At 65.6% G+C, this 16,949-nt stretch carries 15 protein-coding genes; 7 read left to right on the forward strand and 8 right to left on the reverse strand.

Going from position 1 to position 16,949, the window contains the following annotated elements:
- Window positions 1-24 precede the first annotated feature (24 nt).
- The 3 genes from NHH88_29330 to rsmB all read right to left on the reverse strand — a co-directional run bounded on the left by NHH88_29330 (window position 25) and on the right by rsmB (window position 4,417).
- Window positions 25-2,325: an ATP-binding protein gene (locus tag NHH88_29330; GenBank protein USX13704.1), complete on the reverse strand. Its 2,301-nt coding sequence runs from the start codon at window positions 2,323-2,325 to the stop codon at window positions 25-27.
- Window positions 2,326-2,898 carry a DUF4390 domain-containing protein gene (locus NHH88_29335; GenBank protein ID USX13705.1) on the reverse strand — a complete coding sequence of 191 codons (573 nt, stop codon included), beginning with the start codon at window positions 2,896-2,898 and terminating at the stop codon, window positions 2,326-2,328.
- Between the two features lie 88 nt (window positions 2,899-2,986).
- Entirely contained in the window at window positions 2,987-4,417 is a 1,431-nt protein-coding gene (gene rsmB, locus NHH88_29340) for a 16S rRNA (cytosine(967)-C(5))-methyltransferase RsmB (protein USX13706.1), read from the reverse strand.
- Between the two features lie 257 nt (window positions 4,418-4,674).
- Between rsmB and argS the strand changes: the two genes are divergently transcribed.
- The 7 genes from argS to NHH88_29375 all read left to right on the forward strand — a co-directional run bounded on the left by argS (window position 4,675) and on the right by NHH88_29375 (window position 11,020).
- Entirely contained in the window at window positions 4,675-6,384 is a 1,710-nt protein-coding gene (argS, locus tag NHH88_29345; GenBank protein USX13707.1) for an arginine--tRNA ligase, read from the forward strand.
- Window positions 6,385-6,405: 21 nt separating this feature from the next.
- The gene (locus NHH88_29350) at window positions 6,406-7,137 is read left to right on the forward strand and encodes an SPOR domain-containing protein (GenBank protein USX13708.1); all 732 of its coding nucleotides are present in this window, start codon (window positions 6,406-6,408) and stop codon (window positions 7,135-7,137) included.
- Between the two features lie 21 nt (window positions 7,138-7,158).
- Complete coding sequence (locus NHH88_29355; GenBank protein ID USX13709.1) at window positions 7,159-7,842, forward strand: thiol:disulfide interchange protein DsbA/DsbL; 684 nt, start codon at window positions 7,159-7,161, stop codon at window positions 7,840-7,842.
- Between the two features lie 67 nt (window positions 7,843-7,909).
- Window positions 7,910-8,689 carry an SDR family oxidoreductase gene (locus NHH88_29360; protein USX13710.1) on the forward strand — a complete coding sequence of 260 codons (780 nt, stop codon included), beginning with the start codon at window positions 7,910-7,912 and terminating at the stop codon, window positions 8,687-8,689.
- A complete protein-coding gene (locus NHH88_29365; protein USX13711.1) occupies window positions 8,686-9,516 on the forward strand; it encodes a biotin--[acetyl-CoA-carboxylase] ligase in 831 nt (276 codons plus the stop codon). The genes NHH88_29360 and NHH88_29365 overlap by 4 nt, the downstream gene beginning before the upstream one ends.
- Window positions 9,513-10,295: a type III pantothenate kinase gene (locus tag NHH88_29370; protein ID USX13712.1), complete on the forward strand. Its 783-nt coding sequence runs from the start codon at window positions 9,513-9,515 to the stop codon at window positions 10,293-10,295. The genes NHH88_29365 and NHH88_29370 overlap by 4 nt, the downstream gene beginning before the upstream one ends.
- A gap of 26 nt (window positions 10,296-10,321) precedes the next feature.
- Complete coding sequence (locus NHH88_29375; GenBank protein ID USX13713.1) at window positions 10,322-11,020, forward strand: SPOR domain-containing protein; 699 nt, start codon at window positions 10,322-10,324, stop codon at window positions 11,018-11,020.
- Window positions 11,021-11,193: 173 nt separating this feature from the next.
- On the opposite strand, the gene NHH88_29380 is transcribed toward NHH88_29375, so the two are convergent.
- From NHH88_29380 to rodA (NHH88_29400), 5 genes are read right to left on the reverse strand one after another with little or no spacing between them, the layout of a single operon-like run.
- Window positions 11,194-12,351 (reverse strand): septal ring lytic transglycosylase RlpA family protein, encoded by a 1,158-nt coding sequence (locus NHH88_29380; GenBank protein USX13714.1) that lies wholly within the window; start codon window positions 12,349-12,351, stop codon window positions 11,194-11,196.
- A 10-nt stretch (window positions 12,352-12,361) separates the two neighbouring features.
- Window positions 12,362-14,464, reverse strand: a complete 2,103-nt coding sequence (mrdA, locus tag NHH88_29385; GenBank protein USX13715.1) for a penicillin-binding protein 2 — start codon at window positions 14,462-14,464, stop codon at window positions 12,362-12,364.
- Window positions 14,461-15,606, reverse strand: a complete 1,146-nt coding sequence (gene rodA, locus NHH88_29390) for a rod shape-determining protein RodA (GenBank protein USX13716.1) — start codon at window positions 15,604-15,606, stop codon at window positions 14,461-14,463. The genes mrdA and rodA (NHH88_29390) overlap by 4 nt, the downstream gene beginning before the upstream one ends.
- Window positions 15,607-15,615: 9 nt before the next feature.
- Window positions 15,616-15,828: a hypothetical protein gene (locus tag NHH88_29395; protein ID USX13717.1), complete on the reverse strand. Its 213-nt coding sequence runs from the start codon at window positions 15,826-15,828 to the stop codon at window positions 15,616-15,618.
- Window positions 15,828-16,940 (reverse strand): rod shape-determining protein RodA, encoded by a 1,113-nt coding sequence (gene rodA, locus NHH88_29400; GenBank protein ID USX13718.1) that lies wholly within the window; start codon window positions 16,938-16,940, stop codon window positions 15,828-15,830. The genes NHH88_29395 and rodA (NHH88_29400) overlap by 1 nt, the downstream gene beginning before the upstream one ends.
- Between the last annotated feature and the right edge of the window lie 9 nt (window positions 16,941-16,949).

Consider the following 16,949-nt stretch of genomic DNA (forward strand, 5'->3'; position numbering starts at 1 on the left):
AATGATTTTGTATTGAACTTAACTTTAAGTATTGTGCGTCGTCGGTGCTAACTTTAACAGCAAAATCAGTATAGACGCGCCACTTCCATCGACATGATTCTGGATATCAATCCTGCCCCCATGCTCGTCGATAATTTTCTTCACCATCGCCAACCCCAAGCCGGTGCCGCGCGCCTTCGACGTCACGTACGGTTCGAACGCCCGCGCCAGGATCTTGGGCGCGAACCCCGGGCCGTTGTCGACGATCGCCAAACGCACCGCCACGCGCGTGCTGCCGTCCGCACCCTGATAATGGATGGCTTCGCTGACGACGTCAATGCGCGGCTGCATATCGGGCCGCCCGGCCGCCTGCTCGGCCATCGCGTCCTGCGCGTTTTGCAGCAGATTGTGGATCACCTGGCGCAGCTGCGTCGCGTCGCCCATCACCAGCGGCAGGCCGGCGGCCAGTTGCGGGTGGATGATGTCGTCGCCCTCGCCGCTCACATACAGGTGCAGGATCTCCTCGACCAGCGCGTTCAGGTCGAGCGGCTCCAGCACCGCCGGCGGCGTGCGCGCGTAGTCGCGGAAATCGTCGACCATGCGCTTCATCGCCGCCACTTGGTTGACGATGGTCGCCGTTCCCTTATTGAGCAGCGCCACGTCGTCCGCAGCCAGCTTACCCTCAAGTTTCATTTGCAGGCGTTCGGCTGACAACTGGATCGGCGTCAGCGGATTCTTGATCTCGTGGGCCAGGCGGCGCGCGACTTCCCCCCAGGCGATCGAGCGCTGCGCCGAGATGACGTCGGAGATATCGTCGAACACCACCAGGTAGCCGCTGCCGCCCTCGATCGGCAGGCGCGAGCCGCGCGTGAGCAGGGTCAAATCGTTGTCGTCCAGGCTGGCCGAGCGGCGCGGCACCTCGATCTGGCGCTGCCAGTGCATGCGCTGCAGGTTGCGGCCGGCGGCCGACTGCGCGCTCTGCGCGGCGAACGCGGCGACGATGGCGGCGCCGAATTCCTGCATGCCCTCGACCTCGTTGAGCTTGCGCCCGATCATCGTCACGCCGGCCTGCTGCAGGATGCGCTCGACCGAATCGTTGAAGCTAATCAGATGGAACTCGTGGTCCAGCACCATCACGCCGGCCGACATATTGGCCAGCACCGACTCCAGGTGGGCCTTGGCGTTTTGCAGCGCCGCGCGGTTGCGCTCGACGGCGCTGCGGGCGTCCGACAGCTGGCGCGTCATCGTGTTGAACGACTGCGTCAACGTGCCCAGCTCGTCGGAGGTGGCCACGATCGGGCGCGGCGACAGGTCGCCCTCGGCCACCGCGCGCGTGCCCTCGGCCAGCAGCAGCAGCGGCTGCGCCAGGTCGCTGGCGATCAGGAAGGCGCTAGCGATGGCGCCGAACACGGCCAGCAGCAGGGTCAACGTCAGGGTGACGATGTACATCTTGCGCAGGCCGACGCGGGCGACGAAGCGCTCCTTGTAGTTGGAATAGGCGCTGCGGATGGTCTCGCCGTCGGCGGCAAGTTGCGCCGGCGCCAGCTGGATCAGTTGCAGGTAGCGCGGCGCCAGCTGCGTGCCGTTGGGCCGCACGCGGTCGGGAATGGCCATCACCACCCGCAATCGCAGCTGGCTGAGGCTGTCCTGGGCGTTGACGGGCGCGTCGACCAGGTCGCTGCGCAGCTCGTTGCCGCCCTCGGGCGCGCCGTAGGATTCGTCGCTCTTGGCCTTGGCCATCATCTCGCGGGTCGGCAGGTCGGCGCTGAGGTTGCCGCTGCGGCTGGCGCGGGCGCTGACCACCAGCCCGCCCTCGGCGTCGACGATGATGGCGTTCTGCATGCCGGGCTGCTCCTTGACCAGCTGGGCCAGGATGAGGCGCTCGGTGCCGTCGCCCTCGCCGGCCAGGCGCTGCGTGGTGCGGGCGGCGGTCGCGGTCAGCTCGTTCAGGGAACGGTCCAGGCCTTCGCGGCTCAGGTTGATGCCCGATTCGAGCGCCTCCTCGACCGGCACGTTGAACCACGATTCGATCGAATGGGAGACGAACTGCACCGACACCAGGAAGATCACCAGCCCGGGCAGCACGCCGACGGCGGCGAACAGCAGAACCAGCCGCGTCATCAGCTTGGAGCCGAACTTGCCGCTCTTGTAGCGGGCATACAGGCGGAACAGCGACACCGCCACCAGCAGCAGCAGCGCCACGGCCACCGCCGCGTTCAGGCCCAGCAGCCAGGCGTAGTAGCGGTCGAAAAAGCCGGAATTGTCGGAGGCCGAGGCGAGCAGGAACAGCAGGATGCTGACGACGGCGCCGCCGATGACGGCAAAGTACCGGAGCGCTGTGCTCACCTACTCGGCCCTGTAGAGGAAGGTTTTCTTGTCGGACGCCAGGCGCCATTCATTATTATTGAGGGCGTTGATCTGGATCGGCTTGGGCAGGTAGTTCGGGTCCAGCCCCATGCTCAGCTTGACGCTGTAAGTCTCGCCGACCTTGAGCGCGCCGCGCGGCGCGACGATCCAGCGGTTGGGGCGGCGGATCAGGAACAGCGCGTCGTCGAGCGACGAGAAACTTTGCCGCACGCTGCCGATGACGGCCACGTGGTACTGGCGCGTGAGCACGTTGTACGACAGGCTGATGGTCTGGCGCGCAACAATAGCCTTCTCGTCGAACCAATACCAGCGCGGACGGGTGAATTCGATGCTGGTGGTGAAATACAGCACGACGCCGTATTGCAGGGTGTCTTCCAGGCCGTGGCTGAGGTCGAAGCCGTAATTGGCCGACAGGCGGTAGCCCTCGTCGGTCGCCTCCACGTAGGCCCGCTTGATCTCGACGCCGTCGGCAGCGCTGGCCGCCTGCGGCAGCGCGCAGGCCAGTATCAGCAGCAAGGGCCCGATCAGCAGGCGAAAAAATCGTTGTATCACGTGTGGGCCGGTGCTCAATAGGTGCGTAATACGCGGGGGTGCGACGGGAAATGCAGCAAAAAAACAGGCGAAAAACCAGGCAAAACGCTTACGCATTTTTCTGGAAAAGCGCGTAGAACAAACCATCGTGGTCCTGGCATTCGCCGCCGGCCGGCAGCAATTGACCGGGCGCGTCGAGCCGCACCGCATTGTTGCGCACGGCGAAGGCGGCGGCCTGCGCTTCCGATTCCTGCGGCCACAAGGAACACGTTACGAACAGCAATTTACCATCCGGGGCAAGCATCTGCCAAAGGTTGTCGAGGATTTTGGCCGAAAGTGTTGCAAGTTGGAGCGTGTCGCCCTTGCGGCGCAGCCAGCGGATATCCGGGTGGCGGCGCACGATGCCGGAGGCCGTACACGGCACGTCGGCCAGGATGCGGTCGAACGGTTTGCCGTCCCACCAGGTCGATGTTTGCGCCTCGGCGGCCTGCAATGCGGCTTTCAGCTGCAATCGCTGCAGATTTTCCTCGACCCGCGCCAGGCGCTTGGGGTCGGCGTCGAGCGCCGTCACATGGACATCCGCGTCGGCGCCGGCCAGTTCCAGGATGTGGCAGGTCTTGCCGCCAGGGGCGGCGCAGGCGTCGAGCACGCGCATGCCGTTTTGCACGTCCAGCAGCGGCGCTGCCAGCTGGGCGGCGGCGTCCTGCACCGACACCAGGCCGTCGGCGAAGCCGGGAATGAGGCTCACGCCGACCGGTTTGGCGAGGCGCACGGCGTAAGGGCCGATTTGCGTGGCGTCCATGCCGGCTTGCGCCAGGGTCGCCAGATACTGCTCCACCGAGGTTTTGCGGACGTTGACGCGCAACGTCAGCGGCGGCGCGGTGTTGCCGCTCGCCAGCACCGCCTGCCAGTCCTGCGGCCAGGCCGCGCGCACCGCGTCGATCCACCATTGCGGGTAGTTCCACTTGGCCAGCGGCTGCAGCAGCGCCGTCTCCAGCAGCGCCTTGCGCTCGCGCAGGAAGCGGCGCAGCACGGCGTTGACCATGTTTTTGGCGCGCGCGGTGTCCGGGTGGGCGTCGGCCGCCGTCACGGTCTGGTCGACAACGGTGAATTCCTCGTACGGCTTGACGGCGTCCGGCGCCGTCATCAGGGCCAGCGCGCAGGCCAGCAGCGCGCCGACCAGCGGGTCCGGCGCCTTGGGCGCCATCAGCGCGATCAGGGTCTCGCTCTGGCCCAGCTGGCGCATGCAGCGGTAGGCGATGTCCTGCATGGCGCCGCGCGCCTGCGGGGTGAGGTCGTTTTTGGCTTCGCTTTTGGCCCATACCTGCGCCAGCGCCTGCGGCAGATTGGTGCCGGTGCGGACCTGGGCCACCGCGTGGGCGGCGCCGATCAGGCTGAAAGCGAGCGAATCTGGCCGCAAGCCGGTCTGGAAGCTGGTTTGCAGCGCCGGTTTCAGGTCACGCGCATGGCTGGCGCGCAGCTTGGGCGCTGCCGCCTTGGCGGGTGACTTCAGTGAGAGCGTCGGGCGCTGCTTGTTCATATGCTAATTCCAGAGAGCGGCCGGCAGCCGTGATCGCGCAGTATACAGTAGTGCCACAGCAGCGCCTATGACAAGTCGCTGACAAGAATGTAAAAGTCGGTTAGCCGCAAGCCCGTCGCGCTGCGGCGCGGGCGCTCGGCTACCCTCACCGGCGCCGTGCAAACCAGTATAATGACCATTGTTTGGCCGGTGCCAGAGCGCCGGCCGTTTTCGCTTTCAGATGAATTTTTTAGCGCGGCCCGGCCGCCATTTCGCTCATGCTCGCCCAACAAAAACAAGATATCACCGCCCTGTTCCAGGCCGCCCTCGCACCGATCCTGGCCGGGACGGAAGTCACCAGCAACGTCGTGCTGGAGCGCCCGCGCGACCCGTCGCACGGTGACGTGGCCTGTAACATCGCCATGCAACTGGCCAAGCAGCTCAAAATGAACCCGCGCGAACTGGCCACCAAGGTGGTCGAGGCGCTGCTGGCCAACCCCGCCGGCAAGGGCCTGGTGGAGTCGGCCGACATCGCCGGTCCGGGCTTCATCAACCTGCGCGTGAGCGCCGCCGCCAAGCAGGCCGTGGTCAAGGCGGTGCTGGCGCAGGGCGCCGCCTACGGCAGCAGCGATACGGGCGACGGCAAGAGCGTGATCATCGAATTCGTCTCGGCCAACCCGACCGGCCCGCTGCACGTGGGCCACGGCCGCCAGGCCGCGCTGGGCGACGCGCTGTCGTCGCTGTTCGGCTCCCAGGGCTACAAGGTCACCCGCGAGTTCTACTACAACGACGCCGGCGTGCAAATCCAGACCCTGGCCAATTCGGTCCAGGCGCGCCTGCGCGGCTTCAAGCCCGGCGACGCCCAGTGGCCCGAATCGGCCTACAACGGCGACTACATCGCCGACATCGCCGAGGACTTCAAGGCCAAAAAGACCGTTTCGGCCTCCGACGGCGCCCCGGCCACCGCTTCCGGCGATATCGACGACATCGAATCGATCCGCGCCTTCGCCGTAACCTACCTGCGCAACGAGCAGGATATCGACCTGCAGGCCTTCGGCGTCAAGTTCGACAACTACTACCTCGAATCGTCGCTGTACGCCGACGGCAAGGTCGACGCGGCCGTCGACATGCTCAATAAATCCGGCAAGACCTACGAAGAGGAAGGCGCGCTGTGGCTGCGCACCGAGGACTACGGCGACGACAAGAACCGCGTGATGCGCAAGAAGGACGGCACCTACACCTACTTCGTGCCGGACGTGGCCTACCACATCGTCAAGTTCCAGCGCGGTTTCGGCCAGGCGATCAACGTCCAGGGCTCCGACCACCACGGCACCATCGCCCGCGTGCGCGCCGGCCTGCAGGCGGTCAACGTCGGCATCCCGCAGGGGTTCCCGGACTACGTGCTGCACAAGATGGTCACCGTGATGAAGGGCGGCGAGGAGGTCAAGATCTCCAAGCGCGCCGGTTCCTACGTCACCGTGCGCGACCTGATCGAATGGTCCGGCGGCGGCGACATCACCAAGGGCCGCGATGCGGTGCGCTTCTTCCTCATCTCGCGCAAAGCCGACACCGAATTCGTGTTCGACGTCGACGTCGCGCTGAAAACCTCGGATGAAAATCCGGTGTATTACGTGCAGTACGCGCACGCGCGTATCTGCCGCATGCTCGAACAGTTCACCGGCGACGTCGCCGCGCTGGCCGATGTCGACCTGTCGCCGCTGACCGCGCCGACCGAGGCGACCCTGCTGGCCACCCTGGCCGCGTACCCGGAGACCCTGGCGCGCGCCCAGGCCGAACTGGGCCCGCACCAGATCGCCTTCTACCTGCGCGACCTGGCCGCCAACCTGCACAGCTTCTATTTCGCCGAACGCGTGCTGGTCGACGACGAGGCGCTCAAGGCGGCCCGTATCGCGCTGATGGTCGCCACCCGCCAGGTGCTGCAAAACGGTTTGGCGCTGATCGGCGTCTCCGCTCCCAACAAAATGTAATTGCGAAGGATATCCCGCACAATGAATTTCCGTACCAGTCTCACCCCGCGTTCGCGCCAACAGGGCAACACCTTCATCGGCATCGTCATCGGCCTGGTCATCGGCCTGACCGTCGCCGTCGTCGTCGCGCTGGTGATCAACAAGGGGGCCTCCCCGTTCACCGACAAGGGGCGCAGCAACAAGAGTACGGAAACGACCGCGGGCCAGGCGGCCGATCCGAACAAGCCTATGTACGGCAGCAAGGAAGCGGCGCGCGCGGCGGCCAAGGACTTGAGCCGGGATACGCCAACCGCGCCGCCTGCGGCGCCCGCCGCGCCGGCTCCGGCCGCGCCGAAAGCGCCCGCGGCCGATCCGCTGCAGGCGGTGGTCGACCGTATCCAGGGTGCCGCGGCCGACAAGCCGAAAACCGTTCCTTCGGCGTCGAACGTGACGCCGACGCCGGTCGCCAAGACCCCGGCCAACACCGCCGCACCGGCGGCGGGCGCCACCGCCGCGCCGGCCAACGGCGGCGACGAAAAGTACATCTATTACCTGCAGGCCGGCGCCTTCCGCGAGGTGGCCGACGCCGAAAGCGCCCGCGCCAAGCTGGCGTTGCTCGGCTTCGAGGCCAACCTGTCGGACCGCACCACCGACACCGGCGTGCTGCACCGGGTTCGCATCGGCCCGTTCAACCAGGTCGAGGCGATGAACAAAGTCCGCAGCAAGTTGTCTGAAAACGGCGTCGACGTCGCAGTCGTGCGCAATCAAAAGTAACGAACCAAGCCAGGAGTAATGATGCGAATTCTGAAATACGTTTTGAGCGCGCTGATGCTGAGCGCAGTCGCCTTTTCACCGATGTCGGCTTCCGCATCCCCGGCCGAACCGAAGAACGGCGTCGAATACAAAACCTTGCCGACGCCGCAGCCCGTCGACACCGGCAAAAAGGTGGAAGTGATCGAGTTCTTCGACTACGCCTGCCCGCACTGCCACGCGCTGGACCCGTCCTTGACCGCCTGGGTCAAGAAGCAAGGCGACAACATCGTCTTCAAGCGCACGCACATTTCGCGCACCAACACCGAGCTGCCGCAGCAAAAAATGTTCTACACGCTGGAAGCCATGGGCCTGATGACCGAGGCGATCAACACCAAGATCTTCAACGAGATGCACGTCAACCGCAACCGCATGAACCGCGACGAGCTGGTGTTCGACTTCATCGCCAAGCAGGGCATCGACCGCCAGAAATTCATCGACACCTATCGCAGCTTCGGCGTGCAGGCCCGCATCCGCAAGGCCACCGCGATGATGGACACCTACGGCGTCGACTCGTGGCCGATGTTCGCCATCGACGGCAAGTATGTGACGTCGCCATCGATGTCCGACGAAGGCTCCAAGACCGCCACCAGCGAAGCCCAGCTGCACACCCAGGGCCTGCAAGTGATGGATATCCTGGTCGCGAAAGCGAAAGCGGAAAAGAAGTAAGCATGTCCTCCAAAGACGCGTTGACAACGGCTTCGGCCCGGCAGCCGGCGCCACCTGGCGCCCGGGCATGAGCGGTCAGCGCGTCTTCATCACCGGCGCCTCCAGCGGCATCGGCGCCGCGCTCGCGGCGCAATACGCGTCGCAGGGCGCCGTCCTGGGCCTGCTGGGCCGGCGCGGCGACGCGCTCGATAGCCTGATCGCCTCATTCCCCAATTCGGAAAAACACCGCGCCTACGTCGTCGATGTGCGCGACCACGCCGCCATCGCTGCTGCCGCGCGCGACTTCCTGGCCCATGCCGGCGGCATTGACGTGGTCATCGCCAACGCCGGCATCTCGGCGGGCACCTTGACCGAGTTCGCCGAGGACATCGCGGTGTTCGACAGCATCATCGCCACCAACGTGGTCGCCACCGCCGCCACCTTCGCGCCGTTCATCGCGGCGATGAGGGCGCAGCGCACGCCGGCGCGGCTGGTCGGCATCGGCAGCGTGGCCGGCATACGCGGCCTGCCTGGCGCCGAGGCGTACAGCGCCTCCAAGGCGGCCGTGATCAGCTACTGCGAATCGCTGCGGTTGGAGATGAAACCCTACGGCCTCAAGGTCGTCACGCTCTGCCCCGGCTACATCGATACGCCGATGACGAAGGTGAATCCTTATCCGATGCCGTTCCTGATGGCGCCTGAAAAATTCGCCGCCAAGGCCGCGCGCACCATCGCCGCCGGCGCCAGCTATGCCGTCATTCCGTGGCAGATGGGCGTGGTCGCAAAGGTGCTGCGCCTGATGCCGAACGCCGTCTACGATTTCGCCTTCGCCAGGGCGCCGCACAAACCGCGCAAGGCCGCACCATGACCGCCGCATCCCTATCGTTGTCGCCGGACGCCGTCGCCGCCCGCTGCGCCACCAGCGCCACCCACGTGGCGATCGAAGTCGTCGCCGAAACCGGCTCCACCAACGCCGATCTGCTGGCCCGCCTCGACACCTTGGACGGCCCGCTGCTGCGCATCGCCGAAAACCAGACCGCCGGCCGTGGCCGCGCAGGGCGCAGCTGGCTGTCCACGCCGGGCGCCGCGCTGATGTTCTCGCTGGCCTGGCGCTTCAAGGGACCGTTGCACCGCATGACCGGCCTGCCGATGGCGGTCGGCGTGGCGCTGGCCGAGACCATCGCCTCGCTGGGCGTACCGGTGCAAATCAAATGGCCCAACGACCTGCTGCGCGACGGTAAAAAACTGGCCGGCATCCTGGTCGAAACGCAAACCTCGCGCAAGGACGTCGATGGCGCCGTCTGGGCCGTCATCGGCGTCGGCATCAACCTGCTGATGCCCGACGAACTGGAAGAACAGATCGGCCGCGCGGTGGCCGCCGCGCCGTGGCTGGCGAAAATGGACCGCAACGAATTGATGGCCGCCTTACTGAGCCGCCTGGCCGCCGTGCTGGCCGAATTCGACGACACCGGCTTCGCGCCCTTCGCCGAGCGCTGGAACCTGCTGCACGCGTGGCAGGGGCGGGACGTCGTCATCCTCGACCACGGCCAGGTGCTGCAACAGGGCCGCGCCGCCGGTGTCGACGCCATCGGGCGGCTGATGCTCGACACGGAGCACGGACGGGTCGAGGTGCTGTCCGGCGACGTCTCGCTGCGCCTGTCGTCAACCATCCCCTCCTCCATCGGATTATCATGATTTTACTGATCGACGCCGGCAACACCCGCGTCAAATGGGCGCTGGCCGACGCGGACGCGCAGCCCGGCACGTGGCTGGCGCATGGCGCCGTGGTCCACGCCGACCTGACGCAGCTTGAACTGATCTGGAGCGAAGCCGTCGCCCAGCGTCCGGTCGAACGCATCCTGATCGCCAACGTGGCCGGCAACGCGCTGCGCGTCCACCTCGAGTATGTGCTGCAGCGGACCTTCCCCGCCATGCCGCTGGCGCAGGCGCAGGGGGTAGCTATAAGCTGGTTCGAATCGCGGCCGTCGCTGGCGGGGCTGACCAACGGCTACCGCAATCCCGCGCAACTGGGCTGCGACCGTTTCGCCGCCGCGATCGCCGGCCACACCCTGGCGCCGGGGCGCGCCATCATCGTCGCCAACTGCGGCACCGCCACCACCATCGACGCCATCACCGCCGACGGCGTATTCCTGGGCGGGATGATCCTGCCCGGCCTGGGCTTGATGGCCAGTTCGCTGGCGCGCAACACGGCGCAGTTGCCGCAAATTGCGCAAGACGGTAAGCTGCCTGACGGATTCGCCGACAATACCGACGACGCCATTTTGAGCGGCTGCCTGGCCGCGCAGAGCGGCGCCATCGAGCACGCGTTCGCGCGGCACCAGGCGGCGGAATGCATCATCTCCGGCGGCGCGGCGCCCTACATCGCGCCGATGCTCAAGGTGCCGCACCGTATCGTCGAAAATATCGTGTTGATAGGCCTGCACGCCGCCGCCGGCGCCGGGCGGACCGACTGAATCGAATTGCCCCACCGAGGAAGCCCGTGCTGAAGTTTATTTTCTGGTCGCTGTTAGCCGTCAACGCCGCGCTGTTCGCGTATGGGCGGGGCTATCTCGGTCACTTCAGCGGCAACGAGCGCGAACCGGCGCGCCTTGTCAATCAGCTCAACGCCAATCAGCTGACCATCGTTTCGGCGGAGCGGGCTGGCCATGCGCCTGCCGTTGCCGCCGCAGGCGACGCGGCCAGCGCGCCGGTTGACGGCAAGGCCGCGCCGCAGCCGCTGGCGTGCGTGGAGATCGGCAGCTTCGTCATCGCCGACGCGCGCCGGTTCGAAGCGCGTCTGGCCGCATTGAATCTGGGCGACCGCCAATCGCGCCGCAACCTGCCGGGCACCGAGATATCGAGCTACATCGTGAACATCCCGCCGATGGGCAGCAAGGAAGCCGCCGACAAAAAAGCGGCCGAACTGCGCGGACTGGGCGTGACCAACTTCTTCGTCATGCCGGACAATTCACCGATGCGCTGGGCGATCTCGCTGGGCGTGTTCAAGAGCGAAACGGCGGCGCAGAACCAGCTGGCGGCGCTGGTCAAGCAAGGCGTACGCACCGCGCGCGTCACGCCGCGCATGAGCGGGAGCAAGCTGCTGGCGTTCCAGTTCCGCGACGTCGACGCGGAATTGCAAGCGGATCTGGAAAAGATCCGCGCCGATTTCCCGAACACGCAAACCCACAGTTGCAAATAAGGGCCAGCAAAAGAGTATCCGCCGAGGAGATACGTAGGGCGGATTAGGCGGAACGCCGTAATCGGCCATGCATGCGCCGACGATAACGCATGCATGGCCGATTACGCTGCGCTAATCCGCCCTACGTGGTTCAGACAACGCATGCGTCAATACGCACCCCGACTGCCCATGCCTCAGCGCTGAACCACAATCGGCTTGAGGCTCAACGCCGGCGGCAATCCCTGCGCCGCCTGCAACGCCTCCTGGCGGCTGGCAAACGGCCCGCCGAACAAACGGTGCACAGGCCCGCTCTGCACCACTTCCAAGGTCGAAAAACCATTCCCCGTCAGCTTGCCCCGCACGGCTTCCGCATTCTCCGCCCGGGTATAAGCGCCAAGCTGCAGATAAAAGCCGCTGGTGGCCGCCGGCACGCTATCGGCCAGCATCAACGTCTCGATTTCGGACTTAGTGCCCGACGCCGCACCCGGCGCAGCCGCCGAAGCAACCGCCGGCGCGGCAGCCACACCGCTACCCGATACCGCCTTCGGCGTCAGCACCAACGGCTGCGGCGTCGTCGAAGGCTGCTTGCTACTCTCCCCCGCATACGACGACAATCGCGCCCCGGACTGCGACGACGTCTGCAAGCGCGGCGCCTTCGTGCCCGACACGCCCTCTTTCGTCGCCAGCATGCGGTCGATCTCCTCGGGCAGAATGCGCTCGATCTTCAGCTCATGGCTGCCCTTGCCCAGCAAGCCCAGTTTCAGCGCCGCCGTGTACGACACGTCGATGGCGCGCTTGGCATGGAACGGCCCCCGGTCGTTGATACGCACGATCACCGTCGCCCCGCTGACCATGTTCGACACCCGCGCGTACGACGGAATGGGCAGCGTTGGATGCGCGGCCGTCATCTTGTACATATCGTAAATCTCGCCCGACGACGTGCGCTGGCCGTGGAATTTCTTGCCGTACCAGGTGCCCATGCCCACCTGCGTGAAAGGCTCGTTGTCCGTGATCGGCGTATAGGTCTTGCCGAAGACGACATAGGGGCGGTTGGAGCGCGGCAGCAGCGGATCGTTGCGCACGTCGGCATCCGGCACATTGGCCAGATTCTCCGGCGGCGCGTCGCCGGGACCGTCGTCCTGATAGTAGCCGCCCCGCCCCGAGTTAGCCGGCGGCAGCACCGGCAGGCCGGTGGCAGGCTTGGTGGTGGACGGCGCCTTGATCACAGGTCCCGAGGCACGTGGTGGCCGGGAGGTCGTTTCGTCCGATGTCGGAACGGTGCCGCAGCCAGCCAGCGCCAGCAGGGCCAGTGCCGCGCAGGCGTTCCGTAGTTGGCTTCGGTTCATACACATGGCGTCATCCTCATTGGTTTTTCCGCACCACCGGTGCCGGTTGCGTGGTGGGCGCAGGAGCGGCCGGCGCCGGGGCTGGCGCGGGCGCCGGCGCGGCCGGTGCCGCCGGCTGTGCCGGCGCCGTGCCGTTCGCGTCGCCGGTCACACCGACGCCACGCTCCAGCCTTGCGGCGGCGGCCTGCTCTTCCAAGGTCTGACCTTCCACCGGCACGATTTCTTCCGCGTCTTCTTTTTCCACTTTGGTTGTATCCTTTCCGGCGGGGCGTTTGCCCAGCAGGTAATAGTCGAGGGCCTTGCGCGCGATAGGCGCAGCTTCCAGGCCGCCCTTGCCGGCGTTTTCCACGACCAGCGCGATCGCGATGCGCGGCTTCTCGGCCGGCGCGAAGGCGGTAAACAGCGCGTTGTCGCGCAGGCGTTCCGCCAGTTTGGCGGCATTGTACTTGTCGCCTTTCTTAATCGTGATCACCTGTGCCGTACCGGTCTTGCCGCCGACCCGGTATTGGGCACCGGTGAATGCCCGAACGCCGGTGCCGCCGGCCTCCGTGGTCACGCCGACCATCGCGTTCTTGATGAAATCGATGTTCTCCTGCTTGAGCGGAATCCGATAGCTCTCCTTCGACACCGTCAGCGCGCGCGCGCGCGTGGCCCCGTCCTCGATTATCTTGACCAAATGGGGCTTCATCACCACGCCGTCGTTGGCCAGGTTGGCCACCGCGTGCGCGATCTGCAGCGGGGTGTAGGCGTTGTAGCCGGAGCCGTTACTGATCGAGATCGTATCACCACCTACCCAGCGCCCGGCCGCACCCTTGAAACGCTTGCGCTTCCACTCCTGCGACGGCAGCACGCCGACCTTCTCGTTGAAAAGGTCGATGCCGGTCTTCTGGCCGAAGCCGAAAGGCTTCATGAAATCGTGGATCATGTCGATCCCCATGTCATGACCCAGCTCGTAGTAATAGGTGTTACAGGAGACGACGATGGACTTGTGCATGGCGACCGAACCATGGCCGCCGACCAAGTCGTCGTTGAATTTGTGGCCGCCCAGGTAGTAGTAACCCGGATCGTAGGTGGCCTGGGTGGTGGTGCGCTTGCCCAGCTCCAGCGCCGCCAGCGCCATGAACGGCTTGAAAGTGGAGCCCGGCGCATAGGTGCCCGACAGCGGCCGGTTCACCATCGGCCGGTCCAGCGAGGTGTTGAGTTCATTCCAGCTCTGCGTATCGATACCGTCGACGAACAGGTTGGGATCGTAACCGGGCCGCGACACGTAGGCCAGGATGTCGCCGGTGGAAGGCTCGATCGCCACCAGCGCGCCACGTCGGTCGCCAAAGGCGTCTTCCACAACCTTCTGCAACTCGATATCGATCGACAGGATCAGATTACTGCCCGGGATGGCGGGCTTGCGCGACAAGGTGCGCACCGCACGTCCGCCGGCCGTCACCTCCACCTCTTCATAGCCGGTGCGGCCGTGCAGCTGCTGCTCGTAGCTTTTTTCCAGCCCCTCTTTGCCGATATGGTCGGTGCCTTTATAGTTGGTGGCGTCCTCGCCGTCGTCGATGGCGTTGGCCTCGGCGCGGCTGATGCGGCCGATGTAGCCGATCACGTGCGACGCCGTCTCGCCCAGCGGGTACTGACGGAACAGGCGCGCCTGCACCTCGACGCCACGGAAGCGGAAGCGCTGCGCCGAAAATCGCGCCACCTCCTCGTCGGTCAAGCGGGTGCGCAGCGGCACGCTCTCGAAGCGCTTCGATTCCTCCATCAGCTTCTTGAAGCGCTTGCGGTCCTTGACTTCGATATTGACCAGTTTGGCCAGCTCGTCGATCGTCTCGTCCAGCGTGGCGGTCAGCTTGGAGGGCGTGATCTCCAGCGTGTAGGCCGAGTAATTGCGCGCCAGGATAACGCCGTTGCGATCCAAAATCAGCCCGCGATTGGGCGTGATCGGGACGATGGCGATACGGTTCTCCTCCGCCTTGACGACAAAGTCGTCATGTTTGATCACCTGCAGCCAGATGAAGCGCGCCAGCAGCAATCCAAAGCAGACGAACACCGCCAGCCCAAGCACCGCGATCCTCGTGCGGAACTCTTTCAGTTCGCGCTCGGTGTCTTTCATCTCCATCATGCCAGCGCACCCCAGGCCGGCGCGCCGGAACCGCTACGCACACCGCGGCTGTGCCGCTGGATGCTCATTAAAATGCCGGCGCCAAGGCCCAGTGTCAGCAGCGCCGTGCCGCCATAGCTCATGAAAGGAAGCGGCACGCCGACCACCGGCACGATCCCGCTGACCATGCCCATGTTGACGAAAGCGTAGGTAAAGTAAATCATCGTAATGGCGCCCGCCAGCAGGCGCGTAAAGAAAGTGGATGCATTGAGGGCGATGGAGAGTCCGCGCCAGATCAGCAGCAGGTACAGCACCATCAGCACCAGATTGCCGGTTAGGCCGAATTCCTCGGAGAAGACGGCGAAAATGAAATCGGTGGTGCGCTCGGGGATGAACTCAAGGTGCGTCTGCGTGCCCTGGGTCCAGCCCTTGCCCGCCGCGCCGCCGGAGCCGATGGCGATCATCGACTGGATGATATGAAAGCCCTTGCCCAGCGGGTCGTGATAGGGATCGATCAAGGTCAGCACGCGCTCGCGCTGGTAATCGTGCATCGCGGACCACAACAACGGCATGCCGACGCAGGCGGCCGCGCCCAGCGCGGCAAGCGCCTTCCACGACAGGCCGGCGAGGAAGATCACGCAGGCGCCGGCCGCCACCACCAGCAAGGCCGTGCCGAGATCCGGCTGGCGCGCGATGAGGACCACGGGAACCGCAAGCAACAACGCGGCGACCGCATACGCCTGCCAGCGCAGCTGGCCGGCCTGGCGCTGGAAGAACCACGCCAGCATCAGCGGCATGGCGATCTTCATGAATTCGGACGGCTGCAGCTGGATGCCGATGGTGATCCAGCGGCGCGAACCGCCTTTGATCGTGCCCACCAGCGCGACGGCGACCAGCAGCGCCACGGCCAGCGCGTACACCGGCACGGCGAGGCGCATCAGCGTTTGCGGTGGAATGTTCGCGGCCAGCCACATGACGAAGAAGGCGGCGGCGATATTGCGCAGCTGATCGGACACCTTGCCCGGAATGGCGATGCCGGCCGAATACAGCGTGACCAGTCCCACCGACAGCAAGGCGAGGATGATGAGCGCCAGCGGAATGTCGAACACCATGACATGGGGGCGGAGGCGCTGCCAAGGCGAGCGCCCGTCGTTGAAATGCATGCGGCGCCCTTACTTCGCGCCGGCGGGCGGCTGCCCCGACGGCTGCGCCGCGGCGCGATTCTGTTCGGCCATGACGGCATAGTCGTCATGCCGCACCACCTGCAACCAGACGATGCGCGCCATCAGCAGCCCGAGGCCGATGAACGCGACCATCGCCAGTCCCTTGAGGCGGCGGCGGAAGCGGCGCGCGTCGACGTCGTGGGTATCGGTATCGGCGCGCATCACGTTTGCACCAGCTTGCGGTGGCGCTGGATGCTCATCAAAATACCGCCGGCGATGCCCAGGGTGAGCAACGCGGTGCCGCCGTAGCTCATATACGGCAGCGGCACGCCGACCACCGGCAGGATGCCGCTGACCATGCCCATGTTGACGAACGCGTAGGTGAAGTAAATCATTGTCATGGCGCCGGCCATCAGGCGGCTGAAGAAATTGGGCGCGTTCCCGGCGATCATCAGGCCACGGCCGATCAACAGCAGGAACAGCAGCATCAGCACCAGGTTGCCCACCAGGCCGAACTCCTCGGAGTAGACGGCGAAGATAAAGTCGGTGGTGCGCTCCGGGATGAATTCCAGGTGGGCCTGCGTGCCCTGCGTCCAGCCCTTGCCGGTGATGCCGCCCGAGCCGACGGCGATGGTCGACTGGATGATGTGGAATCCCTTGCCCAGCGGGTCGGAGGTCGGATCGATCAAGGTCATCACGCGTTCGCGCTGGTAGTCGTGCAGCAGCGACCAGATCACCGGGAGGCTGGCGGCGAAGGCGGCCAGCAGGCCGGCCAGCGCCTTCCACGACAGGCCGGCCAGGAAGATGACCGAGAAGCCCGCCGCCACCACCAGCAGCGCGGTGCCGAGGTCGGGCTGCCTGACGATCAGACCCACGGGCATCATCAGCAGCAGCGCGGCGATGCCATAGCTTTGCCAGCGCAGCTGCCCGGCGCGATGCTGGAAGAACCAGGCCAGCATCATCGGCGTGACGATTTTCATGAATTCGGACGGCTGGATGTCGATCCCGACGTGCAGCCAGCGCCGGGCGCCAAGCTTGATGGTGCCGACCAGCGCCACCGCCACCAGCAGGATCATGCCGACCGTGTAGGCCGGCACCGCGATACGCATCATCATCTGCGGCGAGATGTTGGCGACGACCCACATCACCGCGAACGACAGCAGGATGTTGCGCATGTGGTCTTCCATCTTGCCCGGAATGCCGATGCTGGCCGAGTACAAGGTGATCGAACTGACCGTCAGCAGCATCAGGATGATGAAGGTCAGCGGTCCGTCGAAAACCGTGAAGTACGGGCGAAGGCGGCGCCACAGGGAACGCCTTTCGTTGATGCGCATGCAGATCCT

It is taken from the genome of Oxalobacteraceae bacterium OTU3CAMAD1 (genome assembly GCA_024123915.1).
Lineage (GTDB): Bacteria > Pseudomonadota > Gammaproteobacteria > Burkholderiales > Burkholderiaceae_D > Rugamonas.